Source organism: Paenarthrobacter sp. 10N417 (genome assembly GCF_056394745.1).
Genome location: NZ_JBFTIL010000023.1, coordinates 40904 through 61716 on the forward strand (window position 1 = coordinate 40904; position 20813 = coordinate 61716).

Consider the following 20813-nt stretch of genomic DNA (forward strand, 5'->3'; position numbering starts at 1 on the left):
GCGCGCTACCGATCTGCAAAAGATGGCAACAAGGGGGAAACACCCGCGAAAAACCGGCACCCTACGCTGATGATCAACAGGTCACGCCAGCGAAAGGGCCAAACATGTCCTCCACACCCGTTCACATCGTCATTGCAGGCGCAGGTCCCGCAGCCCAGGCTTTGGTGCGGCGGCTGGCCGGCAGCGGTTCAGGTTCCCGGCAACGCCCCTTCGATGGCACCGTCACCGTGCTCAGCAATCGCGACGAATGCCCCGAGGCGCTCCTGGAACTGGCAGAACTGCCGCAGGTCTCGGTCCGGTTCGGGCAGCCGGCAAGCTTCATTGACGCCGCAGCAAAGATCGTCACCACCGTGGACGGCATGGAGTTCTCCTACGACCAACTCGTGATCGCCACGGGTTCAGCTCCAAGCCTTCCGCCGGTCGCCGGGGCCGAAGACGGTCTGAGCTACTCCACCATCGATGACGCCGCGAACATCGGTGAAGCAATCAAGGACGTCACCAGGATCGTCGGTCGGCGCCCGCTGGGAATCCTCGTGGGCAATGGTCCCGCAGCGGGCCAGGCAGAGGCCGTGCTCCGGGCCCGCGGTGTCCGTCCCGTCCGCACCACCCTCAGGCCAGCCGCCGTCGTTCGTTCCACCTCAGGTTCCACGCCAGCGGCGACCGGCATCCTGTTCGAAGACGGCAGCAGCATGAACGGCGACCTCGTGGTCCTCGCCGAGGAACGTATCGCGCGCAGCGAGCTTGCCGAAAGCGCAGGTCTCCTGATTGCCTCCGACGGCGGGATCGCAGTAGGGCGCGATCTCACCACCTCCGTCCCCGGCATTTGGGCGATTGGCGACGCGGCTTCCTGCGACGGCCTCCGACTGGGTCTTCTCCTTTCTGCCGAATCCTCCGCGATGCTGTGCGCCTCGGGGATGCTGTTGGGCGTATGGGGCAGCAACCAGCAGGCCGCGATGGCGGCCTGACTGCTGCTTCTCTTGCCATTGTGGACAACCCCAACCGGCACCCGGACCATATGGCAAGATGGTCCTTTGACGGGCAGTGACAACCCTGCGGCCATCGGGCCGGCCACGCCCGGCACGGAAGGATCCCATGAGCAACGAAGCCGTCGCGCCTGCAAGCATCGCCTCGTACATCGACCACACACTGTTGAAGCCGGAGGCCAGCGAGGCCGAGGTTTTGAAGGTTTGCGCCGAGGCCGTCGAGTACAAATTCAAGTCCGTCTGCGTCAATCCGATCTGGGTCAAGACCGTCACCAAGGCCCTCAAAGGATCCGGAGTCTTGACCTGCTCCGTTATTGGGTTCCCGCTGGGCGCCACACCCAGCGACGTCAAGGCATTCGAAGCCCGCGGCGCGGTGTTGGATGGCGCCGATGAGATCGACATGGTGATCAACATGGCGGCCGCCCGCGCGAATGACAAGGGTGCCTTGGTGGATGACATCACCGCCGTCGCCGAAGCTGTCCACGCCGGCGAAGCGATCCTGAAGGTCATCATCGAGACGTCCATGCTGACCGATGAACAGAAGGTCATTGCCTGCGAAGCCGCCGTGGAGGCAGGGGCTGACTTCGTCAAGACCTCCACTGGTTTCAACGGCGGCGGAGCAACCGTTGAAGACGTTGCCCTGATGCGCAAGACCGTCGGACCTGATGTTGGGGTCAAGGCGTCAGGCGGAGTGCGGTCCCTGGCTGACGCACAGGCTATGATTGCTGCTGGTGCAACACGTATCGGAGCGAGTTCCGGAATAGCCATTGTCAAAGGTGAACAGGGTTCATCGGATTACTGAGGCATCCGCAACCGCCACAGATTTTGAGCCCTGCGGGGCCGAGGAGGAATGAATGTCCAAGAACGCAACAAGCGCCCCCATTGAAAAAGAGAACAACCTCGGCACAAGCATTGTCCTGTTCGTGGTCATGATCGTGCTCTTCCTGGGCGCTATCTACTCCCTGTCCTTCCTCAGCCTGGATAACCCGTGGCCGATGGCCGTCTGCCTGGGCCTGTTCGCCCTCGCATTCTGGATTCCGCAGACCATCCTTGGCCGCTCGGACTCAGCTGGCGAAAGCTAAACGTTCACGCAGTTTTTCAATGGCCCGGGCTAACGCCTGGGCCATTGCTTTTGGGGCGGGCTTAACTGCTTGAGCTTCGGGAAGGATGCGGGACAAAGTAGGTTTCCGCTTTGATGGGAATTACACCGCTGGGGAACAACCCATTTGCTTGTGTGGAGTACTGCCTGATCCGCGGGTGCTTGGATGACAAGCCTTCTTCCCAAATCCACGGTTGATACCCAAGGCGCGCTAACCCTGCCGTATCCGGCGGCGAGACCAAATCGTAGGGAAAGTCCGAGTAAAGGACCAGGTTTTCAGGGTGGCCCTCCCCGGCCTTGCGGGTGATGAGGTGGTCAACATGGCTACCCACACCTACAGGAACGAAGAGCAGTTCGGCCTTGGTCACGGCCATTAGCTCGGCAACATCGTCCTGGAGTTGCCGGATAAGCGTTTTATCTCCCCGCGCTATTCGTCCGAGCGCGATGTCGAATCTATACGTCGAGTAGCGGTGCGTCAGTTCCGGCAGGAGCTTGTTCCACGCGCCTCTGGCGAGCCGCGGTAACTGGCGACGACGGAACAAGGCATCCACGGCACCCAGATGTATGAGCTGTACGCCCATGGCAGCAAGGACAGCCTTGTCCTCTGCTTTGCGGGCCTCGAATAGTTGGACACCATCCTCAAGCGTGGACTGACGCACGAAAGAGCGGGCGGCCCGGGTGTGCGGTGCAGGGGAGGCTTCCGTGAACACAGTTGCCACGATGATCTCCCGTTCCTGCGCCTGCGCCTCGATAAGCGCACCACAGGACAAAACCGCGTCATCAAGGTGGGGCGACAGGAACAGCCAGGGAGCGTCGCCTGCCAAGGATCGTTCGATTTTTGATTCACTTGCCATGCGGAGGCCCTTCCTGTGGATGAGGCCCGGTTGGAGCTGCTTCAGCAACTGCATTGCGAAAGGATGTGGCCTGCATTTCGGCGAGCCGGTCCCAATTGAAGCCTGAAGCAAACGCCCTGCCTTGGGCTCCCACCTCCATCAGTCCGTCCTGTGCGTATCTGCGCGTTATCTCAGCAGCAAGGGCATCTACGTCGAACGCCGGAACCAACCAGCCGGCGGCGTCGGGGACAATCTCCCTCAAGCACGGGATATCGAAGGCAATGACCGGAGTTCCAACAGCCAATGACTCGATGGCCACCAACCCAAAGGTCTCCTGCCTGGAGGGAACAACCACAAGCCGCGCATCACTCATTGCCTGGAATTTCTGCTCCCCGGAGAGCCACCCAAGGAGCCGTACCCGGCTGGAAAGGCCCCTCTCTTCAATGACGGCGCGCAGCTTTCCTTCATCAGGGCCAGCACCTGCAATCAGGAGCTGGCCATCCACGCGGCCCGCACATTCTTCCCATGCTGCCAGCAGCAAATCGAGACCTTTGCCACCGAACTCCAAACGCCCAATGCATAGGATGTCCTGTCCGGGTTTGGGTTCGGGTTTCCAGGCTGCGGGATCCACACCATTACCGATCACCTCCACACGAACGTGGGGGTTCATGGCCGTCAAGCGGTCAGCGATGCCCTGCGACACTGCGATCATCCGCCGGTAACGCCTAACACCCCACTGTTCCACCCAATGCAAGGGCAACCCATATTCACGTGCTTTCTCTCGCGCATGCAGCCACTGGACCAGGCCAACTGTGGGGCGCTTTGTCCAGAGCGGCGCAGCCATGCTGGAAAACGGCGCGAAAAAGTCTTCCACCACCAGATCAGCGGCTCCGCGACGCCGTCGAACCTCAAAGGGCAGCATCAGCACGTAGCCCAGGAGCCGGGCTAACCTGTTCCGCCCATGCCCTATTCCGATCGGCACGTAGTGAACGCCGTCCTGCACACGTTCAGACCACCCGGGGTATCTGGTGGTCAGGACCGTCATTCGGAAGCCGTTGGCAGCGAGCCGACGGTTGATCTCGTGGGTCCGCACTGATCCGCCACCGGCGCCGGGCATGCCTGGGTCTTCGAACCCAAGATGTAAAACCCTCATGATGTTTACCGTTCTGTGCCATGGTCTTTGGACGGGAACCYGATATTCGCCGATGCCGCAACGTCCAGATCCGCTTCCCGCACGAACCAGAGCGTCGTATCACCATTGGTGGGTCCCTCGGAAGTGAAAACAGGGGTTGCGTGCTCCTTTAGCCAGGCGAGCATCGTGGGATTCGCGTAGCCGTATCCCTGGCTGATGGGCAGCGACTGGGTCAGGATGTAATTGACGCCATGCTCTTTCATCAAGGGTGCTGATGGCCAGATTCCGAACCTGGCGTCGTCCCTGAATACCAACTCCCCGGTGCTGTTGGTGACGCTGACGCGCGCATCAGCGGGCAGGTTCGCTGTGACCCACTGCCTCGCACTGGCAAAGCCATTGTCCACAGTGAGTGCCGTGCGCATCCCGAGAAGCACGGTCAAGGCAATGAAGCAGATGGACATCGCCGCGAAGGCCCTTCGACCCTTCGGATATCTCTCAATGAGCTCCACCACGGCCAGCACGGAGCACAGGACCCCTGCCACGATGACGCCATACCCATATTGCTCTTCGAAGGTGCCGAAGATGGCGCTGTAGGCGCCCGCGACACCCAGGGCCAGCCCCGCCAGTCCAACAAACCGCCGCCCTGCATGAAGGCTGAAGCACAAGAGGAGGCTCACTACGGGACACAGTGCCAGGAGAATATAACTGGTGCCAAAGTGACCGCTCTGCTCGATCAACCGGGACACGATGCTCGGCGAGCCTTCCGCCGTGAAACCCGTGTTCTTCTCAACCCCGGACATCCGAAGCAGCCCATTGCTTTTGGCCCACACCCAATCCGGCATTTGTCCCCGCAGCGCTACCACGGCGAGGTAAGCGGCATAGGGAATGGCAGCCACCGCCGCCACCACCGCAGCTTTTCGCCAGGGCAGGGTCTGCTTCCACAACACAGCAACCAGCACCGGAACGAAGGTGCAGATGATGAAGAAGTCCTTGCACAGAACTCCGTATCCCAGAAGCAATCCCGCTACAGCCAATCGCAGGAAAGGGACAGCTTCCTTTGCTCGCTTCGGCGTTCGCAGCAATATCAAAAACCCTGCAAGCACAGCCGCCATGGCCGAGGTCTCGAGGAAGGCATGGCTGTTGTTGCGCAGAATGAAAGGCTCGAACGCAAGTAGCACAGCGCAGAGCCACGCGGGCGCGGCACTGGTGAGCCTTTTGACAAGGAGGAACCCCAAACCCACTGTCAGTGCTCCGAGCGCGGCGTTGAGCCATCGCAACTGCAGTACGACATCCACAATTTCACCAGAGACGTTAAACAGCCTGATGATGCCGGCTTCAAGGATGAAATAACCGGGCGGGTGGAGGAAGAAGGGCCCGTCAGGGAGCGTGGGAAAGTGGCCTGTACTGACAGACTCGCCTAAACGCACGTACAGCAACTCATCCACCCAGAGCTCGAAGCCCCGTTCAAGACCTAGGGCACGAACGCAGAAGGCTCCGGCAACAACGGCGAAGAACGGCATCCAGATGCCCGTGAGTCTCTGAACACGCCGCGCAACTTTGCTCCAGCCGGGCAACAGACCGCGCTGATGTGCCAGTATGGCAGAGCCTGCGCCGGACGCCAGGAGCAGCCACAGCAATGGTTGAAACTGGCTGGCCACGCCCAGCACGACAGCCAGTCCGGCTGGGTAGGCAAACCACCGCCAGGCCACGCCTCCCGGACGCTTGGCGGCGGCAAGAACGGGACGAGCTATAAGGGCCAGAACCACGGAGGCCAGCACGGAACCCGCCGCTGAGCCCACTGCCATGCCGGCAACAGCATTCAGACACCAGCCAGCCCACAACCCACCCACCACCAGAAGGCAAGCGACGGCAAGGCCTACCTGGCATCGCCGGTACGCCCTCACCGCGAGAAGGATGGTGGACAGTACCATCAGCACCGCGTAGCCAAGGCCAGCTACCGCCAACCATGGCAGCAGCTCCAGGGAGCCGTGATACTTCTGGGGCGCAATCAGCCCGGCCAGCGCGTGCGGTGCCGTCGCGATAATGACGAAGGCCACTACCGCCAATTGCCCAAAGGAGGTGAAGGCGGCTCCAAGGATCTTGCGCACGTCCGCGCCTGGGGTGCGTAGCAAGGGGAAAACCACCAAGGCAGTACCAGCCGCCACATACACCGGCCCCTTGGCAACTGACGCCAAAGCTTGGAATCCGGCTGCAGCGGAGGATCCTTCGTCCAGAAATCCAACCACCACAACATCCAGGCCAACCAGTACCGAAACTACGCACAGCACCGATGCGATCTCGATGGTCTCCGCCCACCGCCATTTGTCCAGAAGCACACGCGGACGCCAATGCAGGTCCCGGTAGAAGGAAAGTGGCACGGCAAGTGGAGCTACTGAACCCACAGCAAATCCGAGGACCGCTCCCCCGGCACCCCAGGCCAGGAAGATCACCAACACACTGAACCCGAGCCTGAGGACAACTTCGCCGATGTTTGTCAGGGCAACCCARGTGAAACGCAATTCACCCTGCAACCAGCCCGAGGGTGCCGTCACGATGAAGATGGCCAGCGAACCCAGCGCTACAGCTCCAGCCAGCGCTGGTGTGGCAAAGGCCAGAGTCACCATTCCTGTCACTACGGCTGCCGCTGCTCCCGCCAGGCATGACACAAAAACCGAGAAGGCCAGGCCATCCTTGCGTTCCTCGGAGCCTTCAGGATTGACCGCGACTACATGGGACAAGGGAAGAGGTACCAGCGCTGATGCGACAATCCCCACGATTCCCATCAGCATCGCGGCCGACGCAAAATGCGTGTAGTCGATGGTTGGCAGCATGTTGGCCATGAGTAAACTGCAGGCGTAACTGACTGCACCCACTACACCGGCCGACATCGCCAGGAAGACGCTGTTCTCCCCTACTTTGCTGTTCTCACCTACTTTGTTTCTCCGTCCCGGCAGACTTTCCACACCACCGGGCTTGGTTTCCTGATCCGTTTGAAGCAAAGTGTCAGCCATGTCCACACTCCTGGCCGATTCCGGCCGTATGCGCCCTACAGGCCATCAACGGCGTGGGCAGGCGAAGCAGCGCTTGCGGGTCCGGCCAGCAGGACGCTTCGTCCGGCCGGTTGCAACTCTGCCGAGTCAACTCCGATCTGCTTCAAAACCGCGAAGGCTTCGAACTCATCGCGGCCTTTCATCAGTACCGAGGCTTGGCCGTCGCCCTCCCACACTTCATCGGTGGGACGCAGTATGGCCCGGAGATCGGTGCCTGGCGGTAGTTCGAAACGAACCAGTGTGGACATATCGGAGCGGGAACTGCGTCCACCGGTGGCTTCCAGGCTTTGCGTCTCTTCAAGGACAACACCAGCCAGAAGCGCCGAACTCCGCTCCCACGTAAAGCAACGTGCCCACTCCTGGCATTGTGCAGAGAACTCCTGCGATGCCTCATGGGCAGCCAACGCCTCCAAGGCGGCAACCATGGCGCTCCCGAATTCCTTGGCTGTATCCACCAACCATCCTGTGCTGCCGTCCACTACGGAATCGCGGATGCCTGGAACACGCAATGCAAGGCAGGGAACGCCCCAAGCCGCTGCCTCGATGACTGAACATCCCCAGCCCTCGGACGCCGACGTGGAAGTAGTAAGCCATGCCCGGTTCAGCAGCCTGTTGCGGACCTCGTTGGGCTGATAGCCGTGGAAAGTCACAACGTGGCTTAGCCCCAGGTCCATCGCGAGTTGCTGAAGGCGGCCTCTTTCGGGCCCATCGCCCACGATTTCCAGGCGCAGATTAGGGATACGGGAGGCTGCAACGGCAACCTGGCCCAGCAGCAAGTCCAGTCGTTTGTGCGGCACCAAGCGGCTGACCACCGTAATGGTGGGCTCAGGCGCCCTGGGCCCAACCTCGGCCGGGACGTCGATGGTGCCATTGGGTACTACGTATATAGGACCGGAGAACCCGAGCCTGCGAAGTTCCAACCGTGTGGAGGGTGATACGGCAACAATGGCACGCTGGCCATAGACAGCTTTTGCGCCGCGGCTTTCCAGGAAACGACCGAGGGCAGCCAAGGGCGGAGAGAACCTGCTGCTGAATTGCTCTTGGTGAACGTGATGGATCAGTTGAATGATCGGCGTCCTGCCCGGCATGAAGAGCGGCGAGAAGAACGGGATTCCGTTCTGGCAATCCACCACAGCATCGTAAAGACTGCCTGTTCGCACGAGCTTGAGCGCGGCGTGGGCATAGATTGCCAAGGGACCGCCAGCGCGAAGTATCCGGATGCCGTCGATGACGTCCTCCGCAGCCTGGTTCGCTTCACGTCCGGTAAACCACGTGACTTCAGCCCCGGCCTCTATCCACCTGCGGGAAATCTCGTGCATATATTGCTCGGCGCCCCCGGCCTGGGAATGGCCGACGTCACGCCAGTTCAGGATAAGTACGTGCTTTCCAGCAAGATGTGTCGGCGACATTGGGAAAGCACTGGTCATAGGATCGATTTCTCTAGTTGAAGCACGGAGGCAAAACTGGCGATTCCGTCGTGGAATGGCCGGAAGGTTGACGATTCTCCGTCAGTCCAGGCGACAGGCAGTTCGATGATTCGGGCCCCTTGGTGTTGCAGCCTCAGAAGCAGCTCCACATCAAAGGCGAATCCCGTCGCGCGGCATTGGACCATGGCAGTCGTCAGCGAGGACCGCTCAAAAAATTTGAAGCCGCACTGGGTATCGAAGATGCCCTTCACTTTGGACTTGGTCAGTGCGCGGAAAGCAGTACCGCCGACGCGGCGTCCCAGTTGTTGCGGACGGACAAGGGTGGAACCCGGCGCGTGGCGCGAGGCAATAACTGCTGCAGCACCCTCTTCGAGGTGGGACATGGCAGCAGTCAGCGTATCCAAGGGTGTGGCCAGATCGGCATCAAAGAATCCGGTGAAACGTGACGTACCGCTGAGGAGGCCCCGGCGGACAGCTGCCCCCTTGCCGCGACGGGAACACCCGATCACGGAAATCGGGACGGTGCTCCCTGTCTCACGGCTTCCTGTCTCGCGCGAAATACGGCGGACTACAGCCCCGGTCTCGTCAACGCTGCCGTTATCCACCACCACGATCCTCGAAGACCACGGTTGACTTGCCAGGAAATCGACGGCCTGCAGCAGGGTATTGGGAATCCGTCCGGCCTCGTTGTAGGCCGGAATTATGACTTCAAGATCAACCAAGGAACGGCGCAGTGAATCTGCATGTCGCAGTGCCTGAAGGCCTCCCCTGCTGCCGATGTGCATACTGCGTGAGTGGAGCACAGCCATCTGAACCTCCGTATACGTGAAAACGTAAAAGTTCGTTTTCTCGTAAAGGGAGTGGGCACAGGCCGCGAGACATGACGCCAACTTGGCGTCCCGATCAAGGGGCCTGGATCACACCACCCAATGCCGCTAGCACTCCAGGCCAATGTTGCTGGGCCAGAGCCCAACCCGCTGCCCCCATTCCAACCATGGCGTATCCGCTGACAGGAATCAGCACCAGCCACTCGCGCCGTGATCCAGCCCTGCCCAGCAGCGGAATCGAAAAAGCCCCGTTGGCCCGCCAAATGCCACTGATCAGTGATTTCCTGAGGAATTTAGGTGGCTTGATGACGATCGGCCACAGCAACGGGACGCCACCCACGGTGATCATGTCCCCCACAATGTGGACGACGACACCCGTCAGCATTGACAGCGGCAACCAACCCCATTGATCCGGTGCAAACCAGGTCACCAGGCCAGCCATCACCACAGCGAACAGCCAGTTGGTGATCCAGCCGGACTTCGGAAACAGGTTCAAAGCCTTAGCTGCCAGGTTGATCATGAACATACACAGCAAACCAGCGCCAACAGAGAGCTTCCCTGCCGGCGTGATCATCTGAAATTGAGCTGCCATGGCTGCCAGCACTACAAAGGCCGAGGCTCCCAACAGCGAGTGTGTGCCTTGCCGGTGCCCTCCGCTGGCTTTCTCGATTCCCACTGCAATGACATTCGAAAGCGGCGGCAGCGAATTCGCAATGGTGCTGTGCCGGTGGTCCCAGTCGCACACCAAGGCGGTGCCCGCCGTCGCCATGGCTCCGATCAGGATGCCGGTGGAGTCCAGCGGATACCAGCCCAAGGCGTAGGGGCCGGTCGAGGCAATGGCAATCCACGCCGCGGCTCCCGACGCGGCGTGGTGTCCTCCCATCATTCGCTTAGCCTGCCTTTACGGGTACATCTGAGAAGATCGCTTCGATCACGTTGTTGGCCCAGTGGAGGATCTCGGCGTCCTGCAGATCACGGCCACCGATCCTGGCCGTTTTGGGCTTGGGGATCAGCACAGCATCCAGCGCAGGCTTGACCTGGGAACCCGGGTACATGCGGTTCAGGCGCATGGTTTTGGATTCGGGCAATTGCGCCGGCGAGAAGCGGATGAAGTTGCCTTGGAGCGCGACGTCGGACAGGCCGGCCTCGCGGGCCCCCACCCGGAATCGGGCCACGGCGATGAGGTTCTGCGCCGGCAAGGGCGGCTCACCGTACCGGTCCACGAGTTCGGCGAGGACCTCATCGATGGCCTCGCTGGTCACCGCCGCGGCCAGCTTCCGGTAGGCCTCCAGGCGCAACCTCTCACCCGGCACATAATCATGCGGCAAGTGGGCGTTGACGGGCAGCTCGATCTTCATCTCGGCTGCCTTTTCCTCGGCCTCGCCGCGGTACTCGGCAACAGCCTCGCCCACGAGCCGGATGTAAAGGTCGAAGCCCACTCCCTGGATATGTCCGGACTGCTCACCGCCCAGCAGGTTTCCCGCACCACGGATTTCGAGGTCTTTCATAGCCAACTGCATGCCGGCGCCGAGCTCGTTGTGTGCCGCCACAGCCTTGAGCCGCTCCAGGGCCACCTCGCCCAAGGGCTTTTCCGAAGGATAGAGGAAGTAGGCGTAGGCACGTTCACGGCCACGACCAACACGTCCACGGAGCTGGTGGAGCTGCGAAAGTCCGTACTTGTCGGCGCCGTCCACAATCAGGGTGTTGGCGTTGGAGATGTCCAGCCCGGTTTCAATGATGGTGGTGCAGACCAGGACGTCGAAGCGTTTCTCCCAGAAGTCCACAATGATCTTCTCAAGGCGGCTCTCGGACATCTGGCCGTGCGCCACTTCCACCCTGGCCTCGGGGACCAGCTCGCGGATCTGTGCGGCAATTCGTTCAATCGAGGACACGCGGTTATGCACGAAGAACACCTGCCCTTCGCGCATCAGCTCACGACGAATGGCCGCTGACGTCTGCTTGTTGGTGAACGGACCCACATAGGTGAGTACCGGGTGGCGTTCCTCCGGCGGGGTTGCCAGCGTGGACGTCTCGCGGATACCCGTCAGGGACATTTCCAAGGTACGCGGAATCGGCGTGGCACTCATGGCCAGCACGTCCACGTTGGTGCGCATCTTCTTCAGTGCTTCCTTGTGTTCCACACCGAAGCGCTGCTCTTCATCCACGATCACCAACCCCAGGTCCTTGAACTCAAAGTCCTTGGACAGCAGCCGGTGCGTGCCGATCACAACATCGACGGCGCCGCTCTTGACGCCCTCGGCTGTTTCCTTGGCTTCTTTGCCGCTCTGGAACCGCGAAAGGGGCTTCACCCGCAGCGGGAATCCGGAGAAACGTTCGGTGAAGGTCTCGTAGTGCTGCTGGGCCAACAGCGTGGTGGGCACCAGGACCGCTACCTGCTTGCCGTCCTGGACAGCTTTGAAGGCCGCTCGGACTGCGATCTCGGTTTTGCCGTAGCCGACGTCCCCGGAAACGAGGCGATCCATCGGGATTTCCCGCTCCATGTCCGCCTTGACTTCGTTGATGGTGGTCAGCTGGTCGGGGGTCTCCACATACGGGAAAGCTTCCTCGAGCTCGCGCTGCCAGGGGGTGTCCGGGGCGAAGGCGTGTCCGCGGGAGGCCATCCGGGCCGAGTACAGCCGGATGAGCTCTCCGGCGATCTCCTTGACGGCCTTGCGGGCCTTGGACTTGGTGCTGGCCCAGTCAGCGCCGCCCATCTTGCTCAAGGCAGGGGCGTCCCCGCCGACGTAGCGGGTGACCTGATCCAACTGGTCCGTGGGGACAAACAAGCGGTCCCCCGGAGCGCCACGCTTGGATGCTGCGTACTCCAGCACCAAGTATTCACGCAGCCCTGCATCGGAGGACGACGTACCGGTCACCTTGCGCTGAATGAGCTCCACGAACCGGCCGATTCCGTGCTGCTCGTGCACCACAAAGTCGCCTGCGTGCAATTGCAAGGGGTCCACGGCATTCCGCCGCTTGGACGGCATGCGCCGCATGTCCTTGGTGGAACTGGCGGTGGCGCGGCCCAGCAGGTCCGCTTCGGTCAAAAGGCCCAGTTTGAGGCCGTCAAGGACAAAACCACGCCCGACGGCGGCAGTGGTCACCTCGATGATGCCCGGCTGTGGATCCTTGTCCAGCGAGTCCACGCGTGCACAGGGGATGTCGGCATCGTGGAACAGCTCAACCAGGCGCTGGGCCGGTCCCGGGCCGTCCGTAACAACTACCAAGCGCCACTGCTCGCGGACACGTGAGCCGATGAAGTCCAGCATTTCCGCGACCTCGCCCTGGTAACCACGCGGTTCCCGGGCATGGAGGTTCAGGACGTCGATGTCCAGCACCAGGTCCTCATCGGTCGCGAGCGAGGTGATGGACCACCAGGAAACGCTGTGTTCCAAGGCGGCGGATCGGGTGTCTGTCAGGGAACGGAAGCTCGCGGCGTGCAAGTCAGTGGATGCCTGGGAGGACAGATCAAGGGGCGCGGAACCGCCGTCGGACGCCGTTGACCAAGCAGCTTCCAGGAACTCTTCGTTGGTTGCGGCGAGGTCGTGCGCGCGGGTGCGAACCTTTTCCGGTTCGATGACCACGCTCAAGGACCCGGCCGGAAGCTGGTCCACGAACGGGACCATGGCATCCACCAGGACCGGAGCCAAGGACTCCATACCTTCAACGGCGATGCCACCGGCGATCTTCTCCAGCATGTCAGCCGCCGCCGGCATATCGGCTTTGAGCTTGGCAGCGCGGGACATGACGGAGGGCGTGATCAGGATTTCACGGCACGGCGGGGCGTGCAGTTCCGTGGGGTGGTGGATCCCGGGAGCGGACAGCGAACGCTGGTCGGCCACAGCGAACCACCGCATTTGGTCAACTTCATCGCCGAAGAACTCCACACGGATGGGGTGGTCCTCCGTGGGAGGGAAAACATCCAGGATGCCGCCGCGAACCGCGAATTCACCTCGGTGCGTCACCATGTCAACCCGGGCATAAGCGGCGTCGGAGAGGGCCCGGACAACATCGGTGAACGAGCGTTCCTGTCCTACCTGCAGCGTTACGGGAACGAGGTCGCCCAAACCGGCAACAATCGGCTGGACCACGGCGCGAACCGGAGCAACCACCACACGCAAGGGTGCCGCCGTCGAGGTTTCAGGGTGGGTCAGGCGGCGCAGGACGGAGAGCCTGCGACCTACGGTGTCCGAACGCGGCGAGAGCCGCTCGTGCGGGAGGGTTTCCCAACTGGGGAAAGCAGCCACCGAGTCCGCGGGGAGATAGGAGGCGAGTGCCGCTGTCAGGTCCTCGGCCTCACGCCCGGTGGCGGTGACTGCCAGCACAACAGGGGCGTTCGCGGCGTCGGCTCCTTGGGCAGCAAGGCCATCGGCCATTTCTGCAAGGAGAACTGCCCGCATCCCGGTAGGGGCGCTGATCTGGTAGTCCGTGCTCCGGGCCGAAAAGGGCCGCTGAGCCTCAGTTCGGACGCGCGCAAAAGTCTTGTCCTCCGCCAGTGCGCGGCGCAGACCGTTGAGGCTCATGGCTGAAACTCCTAGGGTGGGTCCAAGGGCAGGCAACACAAATGCCCGGAAATTCGAACGAATGCCGGGTCATTCCAGCCTACCCCTCCCTCAGGGCCCGTTGATGGCGGGACATTTCCGCTGTGGCCACGGACACCCCGTAGGATGTTGGGAGCTAAAAGAGCTTCACCACCAACATATCCACGGAGGACCCATGGCCCTGAGTGCATCCACCACCCTGCCGCACAGCGTTGACCGAGTAGCGGCCGTCTTTGTCGACGAAGACTTCCTGCGTCACACGAGCGAACTGGTGGGCGGCTCCCTGGAATCGTTCACGATCGACGGCGACCCTGCCGGCGCTTTCAGCACCACCACGGTTCGTACTCTGCCCACTACCCGTCTGCCGGATATTGCCCGCAAGTTCGTGGGCGAGCGCCTGACCGTTACGCAGACCGAGCAGTGGGAGGCGCCCGCAGCAGACGGCTCCCGCGCCAGCAAGATTGCCTTGAAGGTCTCCGGCGCTCCGCTTGACGTCACAGCCGTCCAGCGCCTCGTGGCTGAAGGCGCGAACACCCGGATCGAGCTCGAGGGCAACGTTTCCTCGTCCGTTCCGTTCCTCGGCGGCAAGATTGCCGATGCTGCTGAACCGATGGTTGGCAAGGCCCTGAACATCCAGTCCCAGCAGGCGCAGGCCTGGCTCGAAAGCCACTAGCATGCAGCTCCCCGCCATTCTGGGCTGGGTCCTGATCGTTGCCGGCGTATGGTCCCTGGTTGTATGGCCGCAGTTCCTGAAGCGCGTCATGAAGGACCCCCGGGCCCGCGACGCTGCGGGGAAGGCCACAAGGTTCCTGACCGTCCACGTGGTCCTGGTGTCCATTTCCATGGTGCTGGGACTAGCGACGGCGGTCATCGGGATCACGGGGCTTCTCGCCTAAGTTTCGCCCAAGTAAGTCGCAGCAGTGCGCGTTTTGAGAGCTCATAGCGCGCACTGCTGCGACTCACTTGGGTAGAATGGACTTTGGTGTGCCGGGAAGTCTGGTCGGCGGTGTCTTTGCGATGCCTGCCCTTGACTACTCGACCCACAGGAGCCACCGTGGCCAAACAACCCCTGACCACCATTGTTTTCAGCCGCTCCAGCTACCCCGAGTACCGCCGGATCCTCTCGATCCTTCGAACAGAGACCGTGGGCGGCGCTCTCCTTCTGGCCGCCACCGTCATTGCGCTGATTTGGGCAAACTCCCCCGCCGCTGACGGTTACTTCGCATTACGCGACCTCAAAATAGGCTACGAACCTTGGCACCTGCAGCTCAGCGTCGGGCATTGGGCCTCCGACGGCCTGCTGGCTGTGTTCTTCTTCCTCGCAGGCCTTGAACTCAAACGGGAGTTCGTTGCCGGGGAACTCCGGAAACCGGCCCGCGCCGTTGTACCGGTGGCCGCCGCCGTCGGCGGAGTTGTTATTCCTGCCCTGATCTACGTCCTCTTCAACCTCGGCTCCGCCTCGGAGACACTCAAAGGCTGGGCCATTCCCACGGCTACGGACATCGCATTCGCCCTGGCCGTGCTTGCCGTTATCAACACACACCTTCCCGCCGCGCTCCGGACTTTCCTGCTGACTCTCGCGGTAGTGGACGACCTCATCGCCATCGGCATCATCGCTTTCTTCTACTCCACCGGGATCCAGCCCCTCATGCTCCTGGCCGCGCTGGTGCCGCTGACCCTTTTCACGTTCCTGGTCCAGAAGCGGATCCGCAGTTGGTACATCCTGCTCCCCTTGGCCCTGGCCACCTGGGGCTTCGTCCATGCCTCCGGCATCCATGCCACCGTGGCCGGGGTGCTGCTGGGCTTTGCGGTTCCGGTCTTCAACAGCGGGAAAAAGGGTGAGCCGGAGGAAGGGCTCGCTGAGCACTTCGAGCACCGGCTGCGCCCATTCTCCGCGGGATTCGCCGTGCCTGTCTTCGCGTTTTTCTCCGCGGGGGTGGCGCTGGGCGGGTTCGACGGCATGYGGGCCGCGCTCAGTGATCCGGTGGCCGTGGGAATTGTTGCGGCGTTGGTAATAGGCAAGGCCGTAGGCGTCTTCGGTACCACGTTCCTGGTGACCAAAACCACCCGTGCGAGCCTGGATTCCAGCATTGCGTGGATCGACCTCTTTGGGTTGGCACTGCTGGCGGGGATCGGGTTCACCGTCTCCCTGTTGATCGGCGAGCTGAGCTTCGGCGCGGGATCTGCACACAATGACCACGCCAAGGTGGCCATCCTCTCAGGTTCCCTGATCGCGGCGCTGCTGGCCGCCGTCGTGCTCAGGGCCCGGAACCGGCGGTACCGCCTGGTTCAGGCAGAAGAACAACGGGACGACGACGGCGACGGCGTACCTGACGTCTTCAGCCGCGCCTAGCGCGGGGCTGCTCCGCCCTGCTCGATGGGCTGCTAGGCCGTCGCCTGGTTCAGCGCGTCCTCCGCAGCAACCCACGAAATCATGGCGCATTTAACCCGGGCGGCGTAGCGGGCCACACCTTCGAACGCGGCAGCGTCTCCCAGAATCTCTGGATCCGCCTGCACCTTTCCACGCGAGCGGAGGACCTCACGGAAGTTATCGATCACGGCGTGCAATTCCTCTACCGACATTCCCTCGCCGAGGTCGGTCAACACTGAAGCCGACGCCATGGAGATGGAACAGCCTTCACCGTCCCAGCTGATCTGCCTGACCGTTCCATCGGCGACAGCCAGTCGGAGCGTTACCTCGTCCCCGCAGACCGGGTTGAGTTGGTGGGATTGCCCGGTTGACGTGCCCGTTGGGACTTCCGTGCCCGCGAGCCCGCTGCCGTGCCGCTGCTTGGAGTGGTCCAGGATGATCTGCTGGTACAGCTGGTCAAGACTCATGGTGCTGGTTACCCGTTCGTGGAAGTGTGTGGGGAGCGGCTGCAGTTCGGCCGCGTGGGTCAGGCCTGGAAATAGGCCCGAACGCCAGACACGGCGTCAAGGAAGGCATCGACGTCGTCCGTGGTGTTGTAAAGGTACGTACTTGCCCGGGTAGTAGCAGTCAGCCCCAAGCGGCGGTGCAGCGGCTGGGCGCAATGGTGGCCGACGCGGACGGCGATGCCGCGATCGTCAAGGAACTGGCCGACGTCGTGCGCATGGACCCCGGCGACGTCGAAAGCAGCCAGCCCGATGCGTTCCGCACCAGAAGCAGGGCCCACCACGCGGATGCCGTCGATGCCCTCAAGTCCCTTGACCAGGCGCTGACCCAACGTGGCTTCCCAAGCATGGATGCGGTCGATCCCGGTTTCGGACAAGTAGTTCATGGCAGTGGCAAGGGCAACCGCCTGGGAGATGCGCTGGGTTCCGGCTTCGAAGCGCTGTGGGGCAGGCAAATATTCGGCGCGCTCCATGGTGACGGTAGTGATCATGGAACCACCTGTGAGGAACKGCGGAAGGACATCCAGGAGTTCCTGCTTGCCGTACAGGACGCCGACGCCCGTGGGGGCCAACATCTTATGGCCCGAGAACACAGCGAAGTCGACGTCCAGGTCCTTGACGTCAATGGGCATGTGAGGCACTGACTGGCAAGCATCCAGGACCACCAACGCCCCCGCGCGTCGGGCGAGAGCCACGAGTTCGGCAACGGGGTTGATGGTGCCCAGAACGTTGGAGGCGTGGGTGAAAGCCAGCAGGCGGGTGCGCTCCCCCACGATCTCTGCTGCGGCGTCCAGGCGAAGGGTGCCATCGTCAGTGATGGGAATGTACTTGAGTGTGGCTCCGGTCCGGAAGGCGAGCTCCTGCCAGGGGATCAGGTTGGCGTGGTGCTCCATCTCCGTGACCACGATTTCGTCGCCGGGGCCGATCCCCAGCTCCTTCAACGCTGAGCTGCCACGGCCCTGCGCAGCCCACAAAGCGGCGTTGGACAGAGCGTAGCTAATGAGGTTCAGGCCCTCCGTCGCATTGGACGTCCACACGGTTTCCTCGTACTGGGCGCCGATAAAGTCCGCCACCGTCTGGCGGGCATCCTCAAAGGCCTCAGTCGCGCTCACCGCAAGTTGGTGTGCACCACGGTGGACTGCGGCGTTGCGTTGCTCGTAGAACTCCTGCTCGGCCTCGATCACGCTCAAGGGGTTCTGGGACGTAGCCCCGGAATCGAGATAGATCAACGGCTTGCCGTTGACCAGTTGGTCCAGGACGGGGAAGTCGTTCCGGATCCGCAACACCTCCGCATTGTCCATGGCAGGAACCACGGACTGCTGCAATGAGGCGGGAGTTGATACGACTGTCAAGGGGCACTCCTTGGAAATCCTTCGGGGACACTCAATTATCCCACGGCCCGACGTCCCCGGAGATGTGCCGTACAGCACGTCAGTGGCCTGCATTATTTCAGTCTCCAGCAGTCCTTCAATGGCCTGCAGTACGTCAATGGCCTGCAGTACCGGGCAGCCATCCCAGTGGCGGAGCAACATCGCTGTCGAAAGCCCCGTGCAGCCGCTCCATCAAGGTCCAGGCGCGGCGGCTCGCCGCACTGCGGGTCCTTGCTTCATAGCCGCTGGCCGCCCGCGCGTAACAGAGGGCCGCCTCTGCGAATTGCCGGTCTGCAGACAGACTCTTGCCGGCGGACTCAAGCAGCTTGGGATCATTGCCCAGCAAGGCCGATGCGAAGGTTCCCATCGCCGCCGCCCGGGCCCCCTGCAACGAGGCGGCAAGCTCACCAAGGCGGCGCTGCACCACGAGGTCCTCGACGGCGGACTTGCTTGCGTTAAGCGTCATGAGGGTCAACGCCTCGGCTTCCATCAAAGGACTTTGCTGGTCATGGAATGCCTCGGCTACCGCAAACAAGTGCCTCGGTTTGCGCGAAACCTTATCCTGTGCAGCCGCCACGAGCAGAGCGCTCAGCTGGGGCAACAGACCTTCGTCAGAAAAGCCTTCACGAGTTGGGCCGGCGTGGGCGGGACTGTTGTGCGCTGGGCTGGCGGGGGTTTCGCCGGCTGCGTCCTTTCCCGCCACCAAGCTTTGCTGCACCCTTGCCATGGCCTGCTCCGAATCACCGCACAGCGCAGCGGAGTAGGCCAGCATCGCCGATGCCAGCTGAAGAACCGGCGGCAGGCCGGCGTCGTGCAGTTCAGCCACAACGGGTTCCAGCGTTCGCAAGGCGGCCCGGGGAAGGCCCTGGCTGAGCTGCGCATATCCCCGCGCTACTTCCAGGCACCACGCGAGGTGCGCTGGTACCGCGTAGGCCCACGGGCAATCCAGGAGGGCGTCCACCTGGCTCCATGACAGGTTGTGCCGCAGGTGGAAAACGTGGCGGAGGAGGACCCCTGGCCGGAACATTTCCAGCGCCGGATCGGCGTTGATGGCGGCCAAGGCAGCAGAAGACTTTTCCAACGCTTGTGGAGCGTCACCGGACAGCAGGAGCTGTTCGGCCTCATGGACATTCCACATGACCCGGGCGGCTGGATCTGAGGGTTCCTCCAGCCCTTGCGCCCCGCCGTCGGGCTTTGGCGGCATGGGTGAGGCCGCTCCCAAAAGGCTGAGGCCCATCAAGCGGGAAGCAGCCTCGGCCTGCACCTCCGCCGGCACTCCTGCGCCCACCAACTCACGCAGCTCCGGTGCTGCTTCTTTGAGCTGTCCTTCGGCAATGAGTGCCCTGGCACGGAGCAGTCTGGCTTCATCTCGGTGACTTGAACCGTTGATGCCCACGGAAGCCCGGATAGCCAGCTCAGCGGTGGACGGTTTATCAGCGGCAGGCGCTGCGGCGAGGATGAGTTCGTCGGAGAGGCTCAGCCCGCAATCGAGGGTCCACGTCATCCACCGCAGCATGGCGGGTGCAGAATCCGCCGTGAGTGCCGGCTCCTCGATGCCAAGTCGGAGCGCCGTGCTGCGCGAGTGGGGAACGGACAGCCGGATGCCCTCGCCCCTCAGCCAGGAACTCGTACGGACAAGCGGCGGCCTTCCAGGCAGCACCCGGATGTCGTGTGAGTCAAGAAGGTGTTCCACGGCTTTCTGGCCGAAGTGGTGCTCAACAACATCCAAGGCCAGGGGCTCGGCGAGCGCAATAACCTCCAACGCCTTCAGTTCTTCCGCAGCATGCTGGGAGATGTCGGCCCGGACATGCTCAACCACCCCTGGCCATTGGCAATGTGCCCGTACGTCCATGGTCCAGTAACCGTCGCGCTCCACCAGGAGGTGGGCGTTGCGTGCATCCTGGATGGCGAGGCAAAGGAGTCCTACGTTGAATCCGCACATCGACGCCAGAAGACTGCTGGCGCGCCTTTGAACCTTTCCGCCCAGTACGTCCTCGGACAGGGCCTGTGCCTCGCTGAACGTAAAGGGAGCCAGGAAGTACTGCTCGAGAAATCCTTCTTCCCACAATTGGTACAGATCCGGCGGAAGCGGGCGGCGGCTGTCCGCCGTCGCCACCAAGGTGGCTCCGAATCCCGGCATCAGCTGCAGCAAAACCGCCAGGGATGCAGGATCAACGAAGTGGATGTCGTCCACGAGGAGGACCAGTGGAGGCCGTTTAGGCTCAGGGTGACGCTTGCCTCGACGCCGCGCAAACGGTGGTGTGTACAGGTATTCCGCTGGACCCAGGCTTTGGGTGAGCGCCCGCAGGACATGAAGTCCGGGGAGGGCCGTTTGTTCGCCGGAGGGCTCTACCGGTGCGCTCAAAGCACCGTAGACGATTGTCTGGAGTTCCGGTTTGCCGGCGAATGTGCGAACGTCCACGGAGTCCGGGAGTCCTGCTTTGATGGAGAGCAACAAATGGCTCTTTCCAGATCCCCTGTCGCCGGTCACAACTATGCCGTTGCTGGAAGGAGATGGTACTGCCGAAAGGATCAGATCCAGGATCTGCTTCCGGTCCGGGAATGTTGGCGGCCTCAGCCCGACTGTGACAGTGTCTTGGTCCAGCCAGGGGTCCGGCAACATGCGCACTCCAATAGCAGCAGTCCCTTGGTCCGGGAGAATTTAGGCTTCCGCGAG

Annotated in this window: 16 protein-coding genes; 6 read left to right on the forward strand and 10 right to left on the reverse strand. The window is 62.3% G+C overall.

Annotation, left to right across the window (positions count from 1 at the left end):
* Positions 1-104 precede the first annotated feature (104 nt).
* The 3 genes from AC1DCM_RS22210 (at position 105) to AC1DCM_RS22220 (ending at position 2065) form a co-directional block, all read left to right on the forward strand.
* The gene (locus tag AC1DCM_RS22210) at positions 105-965 is read left to right on the forward strand and encodes an FAD-dependent oxidoreductase (protein ID WP_477519753.1); all 861 of its coding nucleotides are present in this window, start codon (positions 105-107) and stop codon (positions 963-965) included.
* 127 nt (positions 966-1092) lie between these two features.
* A complete protein-coding gene (gene deoC / locus AC1DCM_RS22215; protein WP_477513762.1) occupies positions 1093-1785 on the forward strand; it encodes a deoxyribose-phosphate aldolase in 693 nt (230 codons plus the stop codon).
* Positions 1786-1837: 52 nt separating this feature from the next.
* Positions 1838-2065 (forward strand): hypothetical protein, encoded by a 228-nt coding sequence (locus AC1DCM_RS22220; protein WP_442006291.1) that lies wholly within the window; start codon positions 1838-1840, stop codon positions 2063-2065.
* A 61-nt stretch (positions 2066-2126) separates the two neighbouring features.
* Here AC1DCM_RS22220 and AC1DCM_RS22225 read toward each other — a convergent pair whose 3' ends face one another.
* The 7 genes from AC1DCM_RS22225 to mfd all read right to left on the reverse strand — a co-directional run bounded on the left by AC1DCM_RS22225 (position 2127) and on the right by mfd (position 13874).
* A complete protein-coding gene (locus tag AC1DCM_RS22225) occupies positions 2127-2936 on the reverse strand; it encodes a PIG-L deacetylase family protein (RefSeq protein WP_477519754.1) in 810 nt (269 codons plus the stop codon).
* Entirely contained in the window at positions 2926-4068 is a 1143-nt protein-coding gene (locus AC1DCM_RS22230) for a glycosyltransferase family 4 protein (protein ID WP_477519755.1), read from the reverse strand. The genes AC1DCM_RS22225 and AC1DCM_RS22230 overlap by 11 nt, the downstream gene beginning before the upstream one ends.
* A gap of 5 nt (positions 4069-4073) precedes the next feature.
* Positions 4074-7058: a hypothetical protein gene (locus tag AC1DCM_RS22235; protein ID WP_477519756.1), complete on the reverse strand. Its 2985-nt coding sequence runs from the start codon at positions 7056-7058 to the stop codon at positions 4074-4076.
* Between the two features lie 35 nt (positions 7059-7093).
* Positions 7094-8524 (reverse strand): glycosyltransferase family 4 protein, encoded by a 1431-nt coding sequence (locus AC1DCM_RS22240; protein WP_477519757.1) that lies wholly within the window; start codon positions 8522-8524, stop codon positions 7094-7096.
* Positions 8521-9333, reverse strand: a complete 813-nt coding sequence (locus AC1DCM_RS22245) for a glycosyltransferase (RefSeq protein ID WP_477519758.1) — start codon at positions 9331-9333, stop codon at positions 8521-8523. The genes AC1DCM_RS22240 and AC1DCM_RS22245 overlap by 4 nt, the downstream gene beginning before the upstream one ends.
* Before the next feature lie 94 nt (positions 9334-9427).
* On the reverse strand, positions 9428-10237 hold the full coding sequence (locus AC1DCM_RS22250; RefSeq protein ID WP_477519759.1) for a metal-dependent hydrolase: 810 nt from the start codon (positions 10235-10237) through the stop codon (positions 9428-9430).
* A 4-nt stretch (positions 10238-10241) separates the two neighbouring features.
* Positions 10242-13874, reverse strand: a complete 3633-nt coding sequence (gene mfd, locus AC1DCM_RS22255) for a transcription-repair coupling factor (RefSeq protein ID WP_477519760.1) — start codon at positions 13872-13874, stop codon at positions 10242-10244.
* 193 nt (positions 13875-14067) lie between these two features.
* On the opposite strand from mfd, the gene AC1DCM_RS22260 reads away from it, so the two are divergent.
* From AC1DCM_RS22260 to nhaA, 3 genes are all read left to right on the forward strand, one after another.
* Positions 14068-14565, forward strand: a complete 498-nt coding sequence (locus AC1DCM_RS22260) for a DUF2505 domain-containing protein (RefSeq protein ID WP_431119148.1) — start codon at positions 14068-14070, stop codon at positions 14563-14565.
* Position 14566: 1 nt separating this feature from the next.
* Positions 14567-14788 carry an SCO4848 family membrane protein gene (locus AC1DCM_RS22265; RefSeq protein ID WP_442006299.1) on the forward strand — a complete coding sequence of 74 codons (222 nt, stop codon included), beginning with the start codon at positions 14567-14569 and terminating at the stop codon, positions 14786-14788.
* A 158-nt stretch (positions 14789-14946) separates the two neighbouring features.
* Positions 14947-16245: a Na+/H+ antiporter NhaA gene (nhaA, locus tag AC1DCM_RS22270; protein WP_477519761.1), complete on the forward strand. Its 1299-nt coding sequence runs from the start codon at positions 14947-14949 to the stop codon at positions 16243-16245.
* Between the two features lie 32 nt (positions 16246-16277).
* Here nhaA and sufU read toward each other — a convergent pair whose 3' ends face one another.
* From sufU to AC1DCM_RS22285, 3 genes are all read right to left on the reverse strand, one after another.
* Entirely contained in the window at positions 16278-16730 is a 453-nt protein-coding gene (sufU, locus tag AC1DCM_RS22275; protein WP_442006301.1) for a Fe-S cluster assembly sulfur transfer protein SufU, read from the reverse strand.
* Between the two features lie 59 nt (positions 16731-16789).
* The gene (locus AC1DCM_RS22280; RefSeq protein WP_477519762.1) at positions 16790-18118 is read right to left on the reverse strand and encodes a cysteine desulfurase; all 1329 of its coding nucleotides are present in this window, start codon (positions 18116-18118) and stop codon (positions 16790-16792) included.
* A 133-nt stretch (positions 18119-18251) separates the two neighbouring features.
* On the reverse strand, positions 18252-20759 hold the full coding sequence (locus AC1DCM_RS22285) for an ATP-binding protein (protein WP_477519763.1): 2508 nt from the start codon (positions 20757-20759) through the stop codon (positions 18252-18254).
* Positions 20760-20813: the final 54 nt, after the last annotated feature.